This window comes from Delftia sp. BGA-UO-ETr-SB1 (genome assembly GCF_059567865.1).
Window position 1 is genome coordinate 1,537,740 of record NZ_JCAQOW010000006.1, and the last position, 16,001, is coordinate 1,553,740.

Below are 16,001 nucleotides of genomic sequence, written 5' to 3' on the forward strand. Positions count from 1 at the left end.
CAGCTGTGGCCGTTGCGGTTTGCCTGGTTGCTGCTGCAGGCATGTGGCATGGATGGCACAGCCTGGGTAAGGGTTTCATCGCCTGGGATGGCGTGCAGTGGTCGATCGGCGAGGCGGACCCAGGCCAGGCTGCGCAGCCGGTGCTGCTGCAGGTGCGAGCCGATGGTGGATCGTGGTTGTGGGTGCAGGTCCGTCCCCTGGTTTCCATGGTGCCGGCGGGGCCCTTGCGTTGGCACAGCTCCCGCTGGCTTCTCCTGTTGTGCAGGCAGAGTCCGGAAACCTGGGGTGATTTGCGGCGTGCTGTATATTCCCCGGCCAGACCTACAGAACGGGCGCAATGACTGCGCCAGGGCCGCCGCGGCCCGTCTTCACCGATTTCATGACGCCTCCCGAATTCCCGCCTTCTTCTGCCGATAGCGACCTGGCTCTGGTCGAGCGCACCAACGCAGGAGACATGCGGGCCTTCGAGCTACTGGTCATCAAGTACCAGCGCCGCATCGAGCGCCTCATCGGCCGCATGGTGCGCGACGTGGACCTGGTGCCGGACATTGCGCAGGAAACCTTCATCCGCGCCTATCGTGCCCTGCACCAGTTTAGGGGTGATGCCCAGTTCTATACCTGGCTGTACCGCATTGCCGTGAATACTGCCAAGAAGGCGCTGCTGGACATGAAGCGCTCGCCGCTGATCACCGAAAGCGCGTTACACAACGGGGATGACGATGATGAAACTTCCCGGGTCAGCCAGGAACTAACCACCGAAGAAACGCCCGAAACGATCCTGGCAGCCCAGGAAATTGCCCAGGCAGTCAACGCCGCCATGGAGGCTTTGCCCGAGGATCTCCGACAGGCTGTCACGTTGCGGGAAATCGAAGGCCTGAGCTACGAGGAAATCTCGAACGCCATGGGTTGCCCCATCGGCACCGTGCGCTCACGGATTTTTCGCGCACGGGAAGCGATTTCAGCCAGGGTCAAGCCTTTGCTGGAGCGCCAGTCGGGCAAGCGTTGGTAGGCCTAACGGGGTTGTGGCCGCCGGGTGGTGCATTTTTTGGGTACAGGGTCTCAAAGCAGACAAGCAGGTGATTGATCATGAATGACGATCTGACGAAGCGCGAACAATTGTCGGCATTGGCTGATGGTGAGCTCTCTGCCGCAGAGTTGCAGGCCGCGCTGGCCTATGCGGAAAGCGATGCAGGCCAGCAGGAGTGGCGCATGTACCACCTCGTGGGCGATGTGCTGCGTTCCCCGGAATTGGCGCATCACAGCCGGCACGATGTGCTCTCCGGAATCCGCGCCCAACTGGCCAACGAGCCTCGCCGTCCGCTGGTTTCCGTGGCCACTGAAGAGCTGGCGCAAATTGCGCATCCGGCGCAGGACCGGGCTGTGATCAATGGCGCGCCGCTGCGCGAGGCGGCCAATGCCTCGGTATTTCGCTGGAAGATGGCGGCGGGCTTTGCCTCCGTGGCGGCCGTGGCTGCCATTGGCTGGAGCGTGATGCTGGGCGCGCCTGCTGGTCCCGGCGCGGCGCCGGGCCGGGCCCTGGCGGCCCTTGAGACGGGTGCTCCGTCGGCGCCGGTTGCAGTGGCTGGCAATGCCCAGGATTTCCCGCTTGGCGATACGGCCCAGTCTTCCTCGGTCGTGGCGGTGGCCGGACCCTACGGGCAGAGCGTGATGCTGCGAGATCCGCGCCTGGATGCGCTGCTGGCCTCCCATCCGCAGTACAGTGGGCCGGCCACGCTGCAGATGCCTGCCAGCTTCCTGCGCAACGCCAACTTCGCCTCGGCACCGCGCGCCAACCAGCGCTGAATCTCACAGGAGAGCATGGCTCTCCTGCCTTCTTTTGCACCCGCGTCCAGCCTTTCGGCATTGAAATGGACGCGGGTGCAGTCATTTGTGCTCCATGCACGGCGGCCCGCGCCCCATGCATGCTGCCGATTCGGGAACTAACCGCGTCTTTCAGGCTTCTGAGCCATCGTCTGGCCGATGCTCGCCAGGACTGCGCCAGAATGTGACGTTCGTCCGAAAGCAAGTCGGCTGCCATGTGTCCGAACAAACCGCCTGGGCGCGATGGCGTCGGGGCAACGTAATGATTGAGATGGAAAGGATGACCATGACCACTGTTCGATGGAAGACGCTGCAGTCCTGCACACTGGCCGGCGTTCTGGCGCTTGCTGCGGGCAGCGCAGGAATGCTGGTGCCGGTGAGTGCCGCCCATGCGCAAAGTGGCGCCGTGGTGCGGGGGCTGCCGGACTTCACCGATCTGGTCGAGCAGGTCGGCCCTTCCGTGGTCAACATCCGCACGCTGGAGAAGGTATCCGCCAACTCTGCCGAGGCGCTGGGCATGGACGAGGACATGCTCGAATTCTTCCGCCGCTTCGGCCTGCCCGTGCCCAATGTGCCGCGCCAGCGCCCACAGCCGCGTTCGCAGCCTGACGAGGAGCAGCCGCGCGGCGTGGGCTCCGGCTTCATCCTGACGGCCGATGGCTTTGTGATGACCAATGCCCACGTGGTTGAAGGCGCTGACGAAGTCATCGTCACGCTGACCGACAAGCGCGAGTTCAAGGCCAAGATCGTGGGCAGCGACAAGCGCACCGACGTTGCCGTGGTCAAGATCGACGCCACAGGGCTGCCGGCCGTGAAGATCGGCGATGTGAACCGCCTCAAGGTCGGCGAGTGGGTGATGGCCATCGGCTCGCCCTTCGGCCTCGACAACTCCGTCACGGCGGGCATCGTCAGTGCCAAGCAGCGCGATACGGGCGACTATCTGCCGTTCATCCAGACCGATGTGGCCATCAACCCCGGCAACTCGGGCGGCCCGTTGCTGAATATGCGCGGCGAGGTCGTGGGCATCAACAGCCAGATCTATTCGCGCTCCGGCGGCTTCATGGGTATCAGCTTCGCGATTCCGATCGATGAGGCCGTGCGTGTCAGCGACCAGTTGCGCGCCACCGGCAAGGTCACGCGAGGCCGCATTGGCGTGCAGATCGGTCCGGTCACCAAGGACATTGCCGAATCCATTGGCCTGGGCAAGGCGCAGGGCGCACTGGTATCGGCCGTCGAGCCGGATTCGCCCGCTGCCAAGGCGGGCGTCGAGGCCGGTGACGTGATCATCAAGTTCGACGGCAAGGCCATCGACAAGGTGGCCGACCTGCCGCGCCTGGTGGGCAATACCAAGCCCGGCACACGCAGCACCATCACCGTGTTCCGTCGCGGCGCGGCCAAGGATCTGACCATGGTGATCGCCGAGGTCGAGCCCGACGGCGCGGCTCCGCAGGCCAAGGCCACCGGAAAGGGCAGCACCCTGGTTTCCCAGCCGCTGGGCCTGACGCTGGCCGAGCTCACGGATGCCCAGAAGAAGGAGCTGGGCATCAAGGGCGGCGTGCGCGTGACGGCGGCCGTCGAGGCTGCGGCACGTGCGGGCCTGCGCGAAGGCGATGTGATCCTGCAGCTGGCCAATGTCGAGATCACGGGGCTCAAGAGCTTCGAGGCCACGCTGGCCAAGGTGGACAAGAGCAAGCCGGTGAACCTGCTGGTGCGCCGTGGGGAATGGGCACAGTACGTGCTGATCCGTCCGGCGCGCTGAGGCCGCAGGGGAGGGCGGTTTTCCGGATCCTGGGGAATACCCTCGGAATCCTGACCCGGAGCCGCCCATGCCCCTTGGGGCATTGGGTAAAATGCCCCACCAAAGCGTGACGGCTCAAGGCGTCAGAAACCTGTTTTCAAAGGGGATTGTTGCGGTGCAAAAGCACCGCACTATCCGGTGATCGACGGGCGAGAAATGGCTCGGCGGTTCTGTTGATAAACTGTTGATAAATAATTGTGACAGATCAAGCCCGGACCTTTGCAGGCCTTGTCAGGGCTTGGTTTTCAGCCCGTTTTGCCTACAATAAAGTCCCAACTATCGCAGTTGCCAGAGATTGTTGGTTCGGGGCGCGTCGTTCATGGACGCGCCCTTTTTTCTTGCGCGCCGGCCCTGTCGTTTTCCACTTTCACTAGCAGTCCTTCCCGTTGATGAACCACATCAGAAATTTTTCCATCATTGCGCACATCGACCATGGCAAGTCGACGCTGGCTGACCGCCTCATCCAGCGTTGCGGAGGCTTGGCTGACCGTGACATGGAAGCCCAGGTGCTGGACTCGATGGATATCGAGAAAGAGCGCGGCATCACCATCAAGGCGCAGACCGCAGCCCTGCAGTACAAGGCCAAGGATGGCCAGGTCTACAACCTCAACCTCATCGACACACCCGGCCACGTGGACTTCTCGTATGAAGTCTCGCGTTCGCTGTCCGCCTGCGAGGGAGCGCTGCTGGTGGTGGACGCCTCGCAGGGCGTCGAGGCGCAGACCGTGGCCAACTGCTACACCGCGCTGGAACTCGGCGTGGAAGTGACGGCTGTTCTCAACAAGATGGATCTGCCCCAGGCCGATCCCGAAAATGCCAGGGCCGAGATCGAGGATGTCATCGGCATCGATGCCAGCGACGCCATTCCCTGCTCGGCCAAGACCGGCATGGGCATCGAGGAGATCCTGGAGGCGGTGGTCGCCAAGGTGCCGCCGCCAAAGGGCGATCCCAATGGCCAACTGCGCGCCATGATCATCGACAGCTGGTTCGACACCTATGTCGGCGTCGTGATGCTGGTGCGGGTGGTCGATGGTGAACTCAAGCGTGGCGAGCGCTTCAAGATGATGGCCTCGGGCGCTGCCTATGAAGCCAACAACCTGGGCGTGTTCACCCCGGCCGACGTGCCGCGCGACGTGCTGCGCGCCGGCGAGGTGGGCTACATCATTGCCGGCATCAAGGAGCTCAAGGCAGCCAAGGTGGGCGACACCATCACGCTGGAAAAGAAGCTTCCCAACAATCTGGGTCCTGCCACCGAGGCCCTGCCCGGCTTCAAGGAAATCAAGCCCCAGGTGTTCGCGGGTCTGTACCCCACCGAAGCCAGCGAATATGACCAGCTGCGCGATGCGCTGGAGAAGCTGCAGCTCAACGATTCGTCCCTGCAGTTCGAGCCTGAAGTCTCGCAGGCGCTGGGCTTCGGCTTTCGCTGCGGCTTCCTGGGCCTGCTGCACATGGAAATCGTGCAGGAGCGCCTGGAGCGCGAATTCGACCAGGACCTGATCACCACCGCGCCCAGCGTGGTCTACGAAGTGGTCAAGGGCGATGGCGAGGTCATCCAGGTCGAGAACCCGTCCAAGATGCCCGATGCCGGCCGTATCGAGGAGGTGCGCGAGCCCATCGTCACCGTCCACCTGTACATGCCCCAGGACTATGTGGGCCCGGTGATGACGCTGGCCAACCAGAAGCGCGGCGTGCAGATCAACATGCAGTACCACGGCCGCCAGGTGATGCTCACCTATGAGATGCCGCTGGGCGAAATCGTGCTGGACTTCTTCGACAAGCTCAAGTCGGTCTCGCGCGGCTACGCCTCCATGGACTATGAGTTCAAGGAGTACCGCGCCTCCGACGTGGTGAAGGTGGACATCCTGCTCAACGGCGAGAAGGTCGATGCGCTGTCCATCATCGTGCACCGCTCCCAGGCCACGTACCGCGGCCGGGCCGTGGTGGCCAAGATGCGCGAGATCATCAGCCGCCAGATGTTCGATGTGGCCATCCAGGCCGCCATCGGCGCCAACATCATTGCGCGGGAAACCGTCAAGGCCATGCGCAAGAACGTGCTGGCCAAGTGCTACGGCGGCGACATCACCCGCAAGCGTAAGCTGCTGGAAAAGCAAAAGGCCGGCAAGAAGCGCATGAAGCAGATCGGATCGGTGGAAGTGCCCCAGGAGGCCTTCCTGGCCATCCTGCAAGTGGAGGATTGATGCAAGCCATGCAATGGATTACGGCCGTCGTACTCGCGGCCTTCGTGGGCTATATCGGCGCCTGGTACACAGGCTTCATCGAGGGCAACTTCGCGCTGCTGCTGTTCCTGGCCACCGTGGTCACGGGCCTGTACTGGGTGGCCGAGCGGCTGTACTTCCTGCCGCGCCGCCGCCGCGCTGCCGTGGCCATCGAGGAGGCTGCCGTGGCACGCCGCGCAGAACTCGACCGCATGGGCATCGCCAAGACCGACATCGATGTGTCTGAAGAGGCCAAGGGCCGCATCCTCATGCAGCCCTGGTGGCTGGACTGGACGGCAGGCCTGTTCCCGGTGATCGCGATCGTCTTCGTGCTGCGCTCGTTCCTGTTCGAGCCGTTCAAGATCCCGTCTGGCTCCATGATCCCCACGCTGCTCGTGGGCGACCTGATCCTGGTGAACAAGTTCACCTATGGCGTGCGCCTGCCGGTGATCAACACCAAGATCACGCAGGGAACGCCGCTGCAGCGTGGCGATGTGGTGGTGTTCCGCTACCCGCCCCAGCCCAGCCTGGACTACATCAAGCGGGTGGTGGGTCTGCCGGGCGACGAGATCGCCTACCTGAACAAGCGGCTGACGATCAATGGCAAGGAAGTCCCGGTCAATGCACTGCCCGACTTCTTCGACAAGGATGCGATGCGCTACTTCAAGCAGTACGAGGAGTCGCTGGGCGACAAGCCGCACCGCATGATCGTGAACCAGGACGTGCCCGCCTTCATCCAGGGCGCCAGCGGCTTCGAGTTCCGCGAGAACTGCCGTTACAGCGTCGAAGGCATCACCTGCAAGGTGCCGGAGGGCCAGTACTTCATGATGGGCGACAACCGCGACAACTCGCTGGATTCCCGCTACTGGGGCTTTGTGCCCGACAAGAACATCGTGGGACGGGCTTTCTTTGTCTGGATGAACTTCGGGGATTTCAAGCGCATCGGCAGCTTCCATTGATCAGGTGCATGCCTGAGGACCGAATCGGACCGGGCATGCGCGAGGGATTCGCATCGGAGGAGGAAAAAGCATGTTGACATCGAACAACCGGCGTTCGCGCCAGCGCGGCCTGTCCTTTCTGGGACTGGTGTTTGTGGTTGCCCTGGGCGTGGGTGTGGTGGCCGTAGGCGCACAATCCCTGCCCGTCCTCCTGGAATATCAGGCCATCGTCAAGGCTGCCAACAAGTCTGCCCGCGAGGGAACTTCTGTGGCGGACGTGAAAGCCAACTTCGACCGTGCCGCCCAGATTGACGACATCAAGTCGATCGCTGGTGAGGACCTCGAAGTGACCAAGGTCAATGACCGCATTGTGGTGGGGTTCGAATATTCGCGCGAGATCCATCTCGTGGGCCCTGCCTACCTGACTTACCGTTTTAAGAAGCAGACCCAATAGGTGCCTCCCTTACTGAATGCGCTGCAGCTGAGGCTGCAGCATCAATTTGCCGAGCCTGCATTGCTGCAGCGTGCCGTCACGCACCGCAGCTTCTCGGCAGACAACAACGAGCGCCTGGAATTCCTCGGTGACTCGGTGCTGAACCTTGCCATTTCCAGCCTGCTCTACCAGCGGCTCAGTTCCATGCCCGAGGGCGATCTGTCCCGCGTGCGCGCCAACCTGGTCAAGGAAGGCACGCTGCACCAGATCGCGCTGAGGCTGCAGTTGCCCGATCTGCTGCGCCTGGGCGAGGGTGAATCCAAGTCGGGCGGCAAGCAACGCCCTTCCATCCTGGCCGATGCGGTCGAGGCCCTGATCGGCGCGGTCTATCTGGATGCCGGCTACGCGGCGGGCGAGAAGGTGGTACACCATCTTTTCGAGGGCGTGGACATCAATCCCCACATGCGCGCAGCCGAAAAGGATGCGAAGACGGCCCTGCAGGAATGGCTGCAGGGACGGCGCATGAAGCTGCCGCAGTACGAGGTGGTCGCCACCACGGGAGCCGCCCACCGCCAGACCTTTGAAGTGGCCTGCGCGATTGCCGAGCTGCAATTGCAGGCCCGGGGAACGGGTGCCTCGCGCAGAGCCGCAGAGCAGACGGCTGCCACAGCCATGCTGGAACTATTGAAAGCAAGACACGCATGAACCAAGACAAACCTCCGGCGCCGGCACAGACCGCCGCCGAACTCGATGCCCTGCTGGCCGCGGCCAAGCCCGGCGCCGGCGCAGCACGCACGGCATCCGCCCCTGATGAAGCCCAGGCACCCGAGGTGCCGACGGGCCCGCAGCGCTGCGGCCTGATCGCCATCGTCGGCAAGCCCAATGTAGGCAAGTCCACGCTGATGAATGCGCTGGTGGGCCAGAAGATCAGCATCACCTCGCGCAAGGCGCAGACCACGCGCCACCGCATCACGGGCATTCGCTCGCGCGCCGCGACGCAGTTCATCTTCGTCGATACACCGGGTTTCCAGACCAAGCACAGCACGGCGCTGAACAAATCGCTCAACAAGACCGTGATGGGCGCCATCGGCGACGTGGACCTGATCCTGTTCGTCGTGGAAGCCGGCCAGTTCACGCTGGCCGATGCCAAGGTGCTGTCGCTGTTCAAGCCCGGCATTCCCACGCTGCTGATCGCCAACAAGCTCGATACCGTGGGCCGCCGTGCCGAGATCGCCCCCTGGCTCAAGAGCATGCAGGAGCGCCATCCGTTTGCCGAGTTCGTGCCCATGTCGGCCAAGAGCAAGGGCGACATCGAGCGCCTGTTCGGCATCTGCGAGAAGTACCTGCCCGAGCAGGACTGGATGTATGCGCCCGACGAGCTGACCGATCGCAGCGAGAAGTTCCTCGCCTCGGAAACCGTGCGCGAGAAGCTGTTCCGCTTCACGGGCGACGAGCTGCCCTACACCTCCACGGTGGTCATCGACAAGTTCGAGGAAGAGGCCAGCAAGCAGCACAAGCGCTTCATCCGCGTGGCGGCGACCATCGTGGTCGAGCGCGACGGACACAAGGCCATGATCATCGGAGAGAAGGGCGAGCGCCTCAAGCGCATCAGCACCGAGGCGCGCCAGGAGCTGGAAAAGCTCATGGATGCCAAGGTCTTCCTCGAAGTCTGGGTCAAGGTGCGCTCGGGCTGGGCCGACGACGAGGCCCGCGTGCGCTCCTTCGGTTACGAGTGAGAAACCTTCCCGCAAGGCCCTCTGTCCATGGCTAGCGCCAAGCGTGTCTCGGATGAGCCGGCCTATGTGTTGCACAGCTATGATTGGAGCGAGTCCAGCCTGATCCTCGAGGTCTTCACGCGGCACCGGGGCCGCGTGGCGCTGGCGGCCAAGGGCGTCAAGCGACCGACCTCGAACTTTCGCCCCGTGCTGCTGCCGCTGCAGCCGCTGAGCCTGAGCTACAGCCTGGGCGGCGAGGGCAATGCCGAGATCCACACCCTCAAGGGTGCCGAGTGGGTGGGCGGGCATGTCATGCCCCAGGGCGATGCCCTGATGTCGGGCCTGTACCTCAACGAGCTGCTGATGCGCCTGCTGGCGCGAGACGATCCCTATGCGGCGCTGTTCGACATCTATGCCGGCGTGGTGCGCGTGCTGGCGGGCCAGCATGGCGATGCCATCGAGCCCGTGCTGCGCACCTTCGAGCTGCTGCTGCTGCGCGAACTGGGCCATCTGCCCGCCTTGAATGAGGAAAGCGCCACGCTGGCGCCGCTGGCCGAAGGCCGCCGCTATGCGCTGGTGGCCGAAGGCGGCCTGCGCCCGGCGCTGCAGGGCGAGCGCGCCGTGCTGGGCGCTGCGCAATGGCAGGCCATTGAAAGCGCGCTGCAGGCCCGGCAGGCCTTCAATGCCACGCTGCATGTGGTGGCCCAACCCGAGCAGGCGCTGGCCCTCAAGCCCCAACTGAGGGCCCTGCTGCAATACCATTGCGGCAGTCCCATGCTGCGCACCCGCCAGCTGATGATGGATCTGCAATCGCTATGAATCTTTCCCACGCTTCGCAGCGCACGGCGCTGTCGGTCAATGTCAACAAGGTTGCGCTGCTGCGCAACACGCGCCACCTGGGCATTCCCAGCGTGACGCGCGCCGCGCGCATCTGCCTGGAGGCCGGTGCCCAGGGCATCACCATCCATCCGCGTCCCGACCAGCGCCATATCCGCAGCGAGGATGTCTATGAACTGCAGGCGCTGATGAAACAGTGGCCGCAGGCGGAGTTCAACATCGAGGGCAACCCGACGCAGAACCTCATGGACTTCATCCGCGACACGCGCCCGCACCAGGCCACCTTCGTGCCCGACAGCGAGGACCAGTTCACCAGCGACCATGGCTGGAACTTCCCGCAGGACGCCGAGCGCCTGAAGCCGCTGATTGCCGAATGCCGCCAGCTGGGCGTGCGCGTCAGCCTGTTCATGGACCCCGTGCCCGCCCAGATGGCCGCTGCGCGCGCCGTGGGCGCCGACCGGGTCGAGCTGTATACCGAACCCTACGCAGCTGCCTGGGGGACGGCAGACCAGGAAGCGCAACTGCAGGCCTATGCGGCGGCGGCCCGGGCGGCTTTGGATGCCGGGCTGGGCATCAATGCCGGCCACGACCTCAGCCGTGACAACCTGGCCGCCTTCGTGGCGCGCGTGCCGGGCCTGCTCGAAGTCTCCATCGGCCATGCGCTGATCGCCGACGCGCTGGAGCTGGGCTACGCCGAAACCGTGCGCGCCTACCAGCAGTGCATAGACCAGGGCATGGCGGCGCGCGCCTGAAGCTTTCGCGGAGCGAATCCATGATCTACGGCATCGGTACCGACATCTGCGACGTGCGCCGCATCCGCGCCAGCCTGGAGCGCCATGGCGACCGTTTCGCCGAGAAGGTGCTGGCCGAGGGCGAGCTGGCCACCTGGCGTGCCCGCCGCGCGCGCTGGCCTGAGCGCGGCATCCGCTTCGTGGCCACGCGCTTTTCCGCCAAGGAGGCCTTTTCCAAGGCCATAGGCATGGGCATGGTCATGCCCATGACCTGGCGCAGTTGCGAGGTCATCAAACTGCCCAGTGGCCAGCCTGCCATCGTGCTGCACGGCGCGCTCAAGGAATGGTTCGAGGCGCGCAACCTGCAGGTGCACCTGTCCGTGACCGACGAGAGCGACTACGCGGCCAGCTTCTGCGTGGTCGAGCGCCGCGCCTGATACCCGGCCAGCATGACGCTGGCTTTTTTGACTCCACAGGATTCATAGGAACTCCCGGCATGACCGAGCACGCACCCCTCATCATCGACATCGCCGGCAAGGCACTCACCGATGTGGACCGCCAGCGCCTGGCGCATCCGCTGGTCGGCGGCATCATCCTCTTTGCCCGCAACTGGGAAAGCCGCGATCAGCTGGTGCAGCTGTGCGCCGATATCAAGGCGGTGAAGCCCGATTTGCTGATCTGCGTGGACCATGAGGGCGGGCGCGTGCAGCGTTTTCGCGCTGACGGCTTCACGCACCTGCCGCCCATGCGCGCCTTCGGCCAGATGTGGATGGACGACGGCAAGGGCAGCAAGCACCGTGAAGGCAGCGGCGCCCTGGCCGCCATGAATGCCGCCACGGCGGCCGGCTACGTGCTGGGCACCGAGCTGCGTGCCTGCGGCGTGGATTTCAGCTTCACCCCGGTGCTGGACCTTGACTACGGTGCCAGCAGCGTCATCGGCGACCGCAGCTTCCACCGCGACCCGCGCGTGGTGGCCGCGCTGGCCCGCAGCCTCATGCACGGCCTGCTGCAGGCCGGCATGGGCAACTGCGGCAAGCACTTTCCCGGCCACGGCTTCGTCAAGGCTGATTCGCATGTGGATATTCCGGTCGATGGCCGCAGCCTCACCGCCATCCTGGGCGAGGACGCCGCGCCCTATCCCTGGCTGTCCAGCGTGCTCACGGCCGTGATGCCGGCCCATGTGATCTACCCCAAGGTGGACAAGCGCCCGGCCGGTTTTTCTGCCAAGTGGCTCAAGGACATCCTGCGCAGCCGCCTGCGCTACGACGGCGCCATTTTCAGCGACGACCTGAGCATGGAGGGCGCGCGCCGCATCGACGGCCAGCTCATCGGCTACACCGACGCGGCGCTGGCCGCGCTGGAGGCGGGCTGCGACATGGTGCTGCTGTGCAACCAGAGCCTGGGCCTGGGCGAGCATGTGGACGAGCTGCTGGCCGGCATGGAGGCCGCGCAGCGCAGCGGCCGCTGGCAGCCCGATGCCGACAGCGAATCGCGCCGCGTGGCCCTGCTGCCGGAGACCGTGCCCCAGCCCTGGGACGACCTCATGCGCCAGCCTGCCTATCTGCAGGCGCTGGACCTGCTGCCTTGATGGATTGAAGAATGCCGCCGCTGGCCGCTCCGAGGGCCAAGGCGGGCTTTGCAAAGGCATGCGCGTGTTGTAAAGGGCGCGTCGGCCGGTGTTTCACAGGAGAGTTTTCCCATGCGCGTTGGCGTGCTGACCGGAGGTGGCGACTGCCCCGGCCTGAATGCGGTGATCCGTGCGGTCACCAAGTCCCTGATCAACCACGGCCAGTGCGAGGTGTTGGGCATTGCCGACGGCTTCGAGGGCCTGATGCTCGACCCGCCCGGCGTCAAGCCGCTGGGCTGGGACGAGGTCTCGGGCATCCTGCATGTGGGCGGCACCATCCTGGGCACCAGCAACAGCGCCAACCCCCTGCGCGATGCGGCCACGCTGGAGCATGTGGGCCGCAATGTCCGGGCGCTGGGCCTGGACGTGGTGGTGGCCATCGGCGGCGACGGCACCATGAGCCTGGCGCATGGCCTGGCCGAACAGGTGGGGCTGACCTGCGTGGGCGTGCCCAAGACCATCGACAACGACATTGCCAATTGCGAGCGCAGCTTTGGCTTCGACACCGCCGTGGCAACGGCCACCGAGGCGCTGCGCCGCATCGAGAGCACGGCCAACAGCCACCACCGCGTGATGATCGTCGAGACCATGGGGCGCCATGCCGGATGGCTGGCGCTGGAGGCCGGCATTGCCGGCGCGGCCGACGTCATCCTGCTGCCCGAGATCGATTACGACCTGCAGGCCATCGTCGATTTCTGCCGGGGCCGCGAGCAGCGCCAGCGCTACACCATCATCTGCATCGGCGAGGGCGCCAAGGAAAGCGGCGCCAGCCTCACGGTGCGCGAGCGCATCGAGCAAAGCCCCGACCCGGTCCGCCTGGGCGGTGTCGGACATGTGCTGCGCGAGCGCCTGCAGCCCCACCTCAGGAGCGAGGTGCGCACCACGGTCCTCGGCCATGTACAGCGCGGAGGCGACCCCACGCCCTTTGACCGCGTGCTGGCCACGCAGTACGGCCACCATGCGGCGCAACTGGTGCTGTCGGGGCGCTTCGGCCGCATGGTCACGCTGCAGGGTGGCGAGATCGGCAGCGTGGAAATCTCCCGCGTGGCCAATACCCAGCGCACCGTGCCCCTGGACCACGGCCTGCTCACCATGGCGCGCGACATAGGCATTTGCCTGGGCGAGCCAGGCAAGCAGGATGCGCGGCCGGCCGCAGCCGGCAGCCACTGAGCCCGCCATGCGGCAGCAGGGACGTCTCACCGGCTGGAAGGACGAGCAGGGCTTTGGCTTCATCGAACCCGATGGAGGCGGCGCGCAGGTCTTTGTCCATATCAAGTCCTTCACCGATCGCCGCCGCAGGCCCGAGGGCGGAGAGCGTGTCAGCTATGTGCCCAGCCGCAACGCCCAGGGAAAATGGTGCGCGCAGGATGTGGCCTTCATTGGCGAACCAAGGACCGGCCGCCCGCAGCCTGCGCGGCGAAGCCGTGCCGGCATGCCTTCGCGGCCTCACCCACCTGTGCGAGGCCCGGTGGCGGTGGGCCTGGCCGCTGCCTTCTTCTGCGTGCTGCTGGCTGTTGCCTGGAGCGGCCGCATGCCCTGGACACTGGTCGGCCTGTATGGGGCGGCAAGCTTTGTGACCTTCATGGTCTATGGATTCGACAAGTCCGCCGCCAGGCACGACCGCTGGCGCACCAGCGAAAGCCGTCTGCACCTGCTGGCACTGCTGTGCGGCTGGCCCGGCGCGCTGCTCGCGCAGGGGCTGCTGCGGCACAAGTCCAGCAAGGCTTCATTCCAACTGGTGTTCTGGATTACCGTGGTGATCAACTGCGGCCTGCTGGCATGGCTGCTGTCATCGGCAGGTGCGCCGCTGCGGGCGCTGGCGCCCGGCATCTTCTGAAAATTGAAGGAACTGGCGATGACCCATGCTGGACCACGGCCCCAAATGCCCTCCGCCAACGATGCATCGCTGCAGACCTGGCAGGCGTCTTGGGATAGCGCCTGGTCCGCACTGGGTGCCAGCGCTCCGCAGCCTGTGCTGGCCCAACTGCTGCAAAGCTACAGCGAGCCCCAGCGCCACTACCACACGCTGCAGCATTTGGGCGAGGCCATGGGCCTGCTGCAACCGGCGCTGGGCCTGGCCGAGCACCCCGGCGAGGTGGCACTGGCGCTGTGGTTCCATGACGCTGTCTACCAAACACAAGCCAAGGACAACGAGGCGCGTAGCGCCGACTGGGCCGCCGCCGTGCTGCGTGAGCAGGGTCTGCCTGCCGATGTGGCCGGGCGCGTGCACGGCCTGATCATGGCGACTTGCCACGCTGCACAGCCGTCCGGAATCGACGCCCAACTGCTGGTGGATGCCGACCTGGGCATTCTGGCGGCCGACCCCCTGCGGTTTGCTGAGTACGAAGTGCAGGTGCGGGCCGAGTACGAATGGGTGCCCTTGCCGCTGTACCGCGCCAAGCGCCGCGAGGTGCTGCAGGGCTTCATGCAGCGCGAGGCCATCTACTGCACCGACTGGTTCCGGCAACGGCTGGAGGTGCGGGCGCGGCGCAACCTCGCGCAGGCGCTGGGTTTGTAGGCGGCGCCTGCGTCGGCGTCCTATGATCGGGGGCTGCTGCGGGCCGTGCAGGCCTGCCTCCCTCTCTTTCTTATCTTGCCCAGGCTCCGCCTGGCTCACAGGACGCGCAGATGACCACCCTTGGAACCCCTTACTCCCCCCATGCCACCAAAGTCATGCTGCTGGGCAGCGGCGAACTCGGCAAGGAAGTGCTGATCGCGCTGCAGCGCCTGGGCGTGGAAACCATTGCCGTGGACCGCTACGAGAACGCGCCCGGCCAGCAGGTGGCCCACCACGCGCGCACCATCACCATGAGCGATCCGGCCCAGCTCAAGGCCTTGATCGAGGCCGAGAAGCCCGACCTGGTCGTGCCCGAGATCGAGGCCATTGCCACGTCCATGCTCGAAGAGCTGGAAGCAGCCGGTGTGGTCACCGTGATCCCCACGGCCCGCGCCGCGCGCCTGACCATGGACCGGGAAGGCATCCGCCGCCTGGCCGCCGAGACGCTGGGCCTGGCCACCAGCCCTTATCGCTTCTGTGATTCGCAGCAGGAGCTGCAGGCCGCCATCGACGGCACCGATGGCCAGCCCGCCATCGGTTTCCCCTGCGTGGTAAAGCCCGTGATGAGCAGCTCGGGCAAGGGCCAGAGCAAGCTGGACGGCCCGGACGACGTGGCCAAGGCCTGGGACTACGCCATGGCCGGCGGCCGCGTGAGCCATGGCCGTGTGATCGTTGAGGGCTTCATCGACTTCGACTACGAAATCACCCAGCTCACGGTGCGCGCCAAGGGTGCGGACGGCCAGGTGCAGACGCATTTCTGCGATCCGATCGGCCACATCCAGCAGTCCGGCGACTATGTGGAGAGCTGGCAGCCCCATCCCATGCACCCGGCGGCGCTGCAGAAGTCGCGCGACATCGCCAAGGCGGTGACCGATGACCTGGGCGGCCTGGGCCTGTTTGGCGTGGAGCTGTTCGTCAAGGGCGAGCAGGTCTGGTTCAGCGAAGTCTCGCCGCGCCCGCACGACACGGGGCTGGTCACGCTGGCCACGCAGTGGCAAAGCGAGTTCGAGCTGCATGCGCGCGCCATCCTGGGCCTGCCCGTGGATGCCTCGCTGCGCAACCCCGGAGCCAGCGCCGTGATCTATGGCGGGCAGGATGCCGAAGGCCTGGTGTTCGACGGCGTGGACGAGGCCTTGGCCGTGCCGGGCACGGACCTGCGCCTGTTCGGCAAGCCAGAGAGCTTCGTCAAGCGCCGCATGGGCGTGGCCCTTGCGCGCGCCCAGGATGTGGAGCAGGCGCGCACCAACGCCAAGCTGGCCGCCAGCAAGGTCCGGCCGCGCAAGCCCTGAGGCGCGCTGCTCAATGGCGAAGCCGCCGTCCCTTTGCCG

16 protein-coding genes are annotated in these 16,001 nt (G+C 65.4%); all 16 read left to right on the top strand.

Going from position 1 to position 16,001, the window contains the following annotated elements:
* Positions 1 to 379 precede the first annotated feature (379 nt).
* Positions 380 to 1,009 (top strand): RNA polymerase sigma factor RpoE, encoded by a 630-nt coding sequence (gene rpoE / locus AC57B5_RS25720; RefSeq protein ID WP_043783676.1) that lies wholly within the window; start codon positions 380 to 382, stop codon positions 1,007 to 1,009.
* 77 nt (positions 1,010 to 1,086) lie between these two features.
* Positions 1,087 to 1,803 (top strand): sigma-E factor negative regulatory protein, encoded by a 717-nt coding sequence (locus AC57B5_RS25725; protein ID WP_496400587.1) that lies wholly within the window; start codon positions 1,087 to 1,089, stop codon positions 1,801 to 1,803.
* A 304-nt stretch (positions 1,804 to 2,107) separates the two neighbouring features.
* Positions 2,108 to 3,580 (top strand): DegQ family serine endoprotease, encoded by a 1,473-nt coding sequence (locus AC57B5_RS25730; RefSeq protein WP_043783674.1) that lies wholly within the window; start codon positions 2,108 to 2,110, stop codon positions 3,578 to 3,580.
* Between the two features lie 428 nt (positions 3,581 to 4,008).
* Positions 4,009 to 5,817 (top strand): translation elongation factor 4, encoded by a 1,809-nt coding sequence (lepA, locus tag AC57B5_RS25735; protein WP_012207063.1) that lies wholly within the window; start codon positions 4,009 to 4,011, stop codon positions 5,815 to 5,817.
* On the top strand, positions 5,817 to 6,794 hold the full coding sequence (gene lepB / locus AC57B5_RS25740; RefSeq protein WP_496400588.1) for a signal peptidase I: 978 nt from the start codon (positions 5,817 to 5,819) through the stop codon (positions 6,792 to 6,794). The genes lepA and lepB overlap by 1 nt, the downstream gene beginning before the upstream one ends.
* 70 nt (positions 6,795 to 6,864) lie before the next feature.
* Positions 6,865 to 7,227, top strand: coding sequence for a DUF4845 domain-containing protein (locus tag AC57B5_RS25745; RefSeq protein WP_496400589.1), 363 nt, complete (start codon positions 6,865 to 6,867; stop codon positions 7,225 to 7,227).
* Positions 7,228 to 7,911, top strand: coding sequence for a ribonuclease III (gene rnc / locus AC57B5_RS25750; protein WP_012207060.1), 684 nt, complete (start codon positions 7,228 to 7,230; stop codon positions 7,909 to 7,911).
* Complete coding sequence (gene era, locus AC57B5_RS25755; RefSeq protein WP_012207059.1) at positions 7,908 to 8,942, top strand: GTPase Era; 1,035 nt, start codon at positions 7,908 to 7,910, stop codon at positions 8,940 to 8,942. Before rnc ends, era begins: the two co-directional genes overlap by 4 nt.
* 27 nt (positions 8,943 to 8,969) lie before the next feature.
* Positions 8,970 to 9,740: a DNA repair protein RecO gene (gene recO / locus AC57B5_RS25760; RefSeq protein ID WP_012207058.1), complete on the top strand. Its 771-nt coding sequence runs from the start codon at positions 8,970 to 8,972 to the stop codon at positions 9,738 to 9,740.
* On the top strand, positions 9,737 to 10,510 hold the full coding sequence (locus AC57B5_RS25765; protein ID WP_353174844.1) for a pyridoxine 5'-phosphate synthase: 774 nt from the start codon (positions 9,737 to 9,739) through the stop codon (positions 10,508 to 10,510). The genes recO and AC57B5_RS25765 overlap by 4 nt, the downstream gene beginning before the upstream one ends.
* A 20-nt stretch (positions 10,511 to 10,530) precedes the next feature.
* Positions 10,531 to 10,926 carry a holo-ACP synthase gene (acpS, locus tag AC57B5_RS25770; protein ID WP_012207056.1) on the top strand — a complete coding sequence of 132 codons (396 nt, stop codon included), beginning with the start codon at positions 10,531 to 10,533 and terminating at the stop codon, positions 10,924 to 10,926.
* Positions 10,927 to 10,985: 59 nt separating this feature from the next.
* Complete coding sequence (gene nagZ, locus AC57B5_RS25775; RefSeq protein ID WP_034396680.1) at positions 10,986 to 12,077, top strand: beta-N-acetylhexosaminidase; 1,092 nt, start codon at positions 10,986 to 10,988, stop codon at positions 12,075 to 12,077.
* Positions 12,078 to 12,188: 111 nt separating this feature from the next.
* Positions 12,189 to 13,286 (top strand): 6-phosphofructokinase, encoded by a 1,098-nt coding sequence (locus AC57B5_RS25780; protein ID WP_238002016.1) that lies wholly within the window; start codon positions 12,189 to 12,191, stop codon positions 13,284 to 13,286.
* 7 nt (positions 13,287 to 13,293) lie between these two features.
* Positions 13,294 to 13,953, top strand: a complete 660-nt coding sequence (locus tag AC57B5_RS25785) for a DUF1294 domain-containing protein (protein WP_496400590.1) — start codon at positions 13,294 to 13,296, stop codon at positions 13,951 to 13,953.
* Between the two features lie 18 nt (positions 13,954 to 13,971).
* Complete coding sequence (locus AC57B5_RS25790; RefSeq protein WP_496400591.1) at positions 13,972 to 14,634, top strand: HD domain-containing protein; 663 nt, start codon at positions 13,972 to 13,974, stop codon at positions 14,632 to 14,634.
* Positions 14,635 to 14,744: 110 nt separating this feature from the next.
* Complete coding sequence (purT, locus tag AC57B5_RS25795; RefSeq protein ID WP_097201547.1) at positions 14,745 to 15,962, top strand: formate-dependent phosphoribosylglycinamide formyltransferase; 1,218 nt, start codon at positions 14,745 to 14,747, stop codon at positions 15,960 to 15,962.
* The last annotated feature ends 39 nt before the right edge of the window (positions 15,963 to 16,001 follow it).

Excerpts from the sequence above, each read along its gene's own strand:
- rpoE (WP_043783676.1), top strand. The coding sequence starts at position 380 with ATGACGCCTCCCGAATTCCCGCCTTCTTCTGCCGATAGCGACCTGGCT.
- AC57B5_RS25725 (WP_496400587.1), top strand. The coding sequence starts at position 1,087 with ATGAATGACGATCTGACGAAGCGCGAACAATTGTCGGCATTGGCTGAT.
- AC57B5_RS25730 (WP_043783674.1), top strand. The coding sequence starts at position 2,108 with ATGACCACTGTTCGATGGAAGACGCTGCAGTCCTGCACACTGGCCGGC.
- lepA (WP_012207063.1), top strand. The coding sequence starts at position 4,009 with ATGAACCACATCAGAAATTTTTCCATCATTGCGCACATCGACCATGGC.
- lepB (WP_496400588.1), top strand. The coding sequence starts at position 5,817 with ATGCAAGCCATGCAATGGATTACGGCCGTCGTACTCGCGGCCTTCGTG.
- AC57B5_RS25745 (WP_496400589.1), top strand. The coding sequence starts at position 6,865 with ATGTTGACATCGAACAACCGGCGTTCGCGCCAGCGCGGCCTGTCCTTT.
- era (WP_012207059.1), top strand. The coding sequence starts at position 7,908 with ATGAACCAAGACAAACCTCCGGCGCCGGCACAGACCGCCGCCGAACTC.
- recO (WP_012207058.1), top strand. The coding sequence starts at position 8,970 with ATGGCTAGCGCCAAGCGTGTCTCGGATGAGCCGGCCTATGTGTTGCAC.
- AC57B5_RS25765 (WP_353174844.1), top strand. The coding sequence starts at position 9,737 with ATGAATCTTTCCCACGCTTCGCAGCGCACGGCGCTGTCGGTCAATGTC.
- acpS (WP_012207056.1), top strand. The coding sequence starts at position 10,531 with ATGATCTACGGCATCGGTACCGACATCTGCGACGTGCGCCGCATCCGC.
- nagZ (WP_034396680.1), top strand. The coding sequence starts at position 10,986 with ATGACCGAGCACGCACCCCTCATCATCGACATCGCCGGCAAGGCACTC.
- AC57B5_RS25780 (WP_238002016.1), top strand. The coding sequence starts at position 12,189 with ATGCGCGTTGGCGTGCTGACCGGAGGTGGCGACTGCCCCGGCCTGAAT.
- AC57B5_RS25785 (WP_496400590.1), top strand. The coding sequence starts at position 13,294 with ATGCGGCAGCAGGGACGTCTCACCGGCTGGAAGGACGAGCAGGGCTTT.
- AC57B5_RS25790 (WP_496400591.1), top strand. The coding sequence starts at position 13,972 with ATGACCCATGCTGGACCACGGCCCCAAATGCCCTCCGCCAACGATGCA.
- purT (WP_097201547.1), top strand. The coding sequence starts at position 14,745 with ATGACCACCCTTGGAACCCCTTACTCCCCCCATGCCACCAAAGTCATG.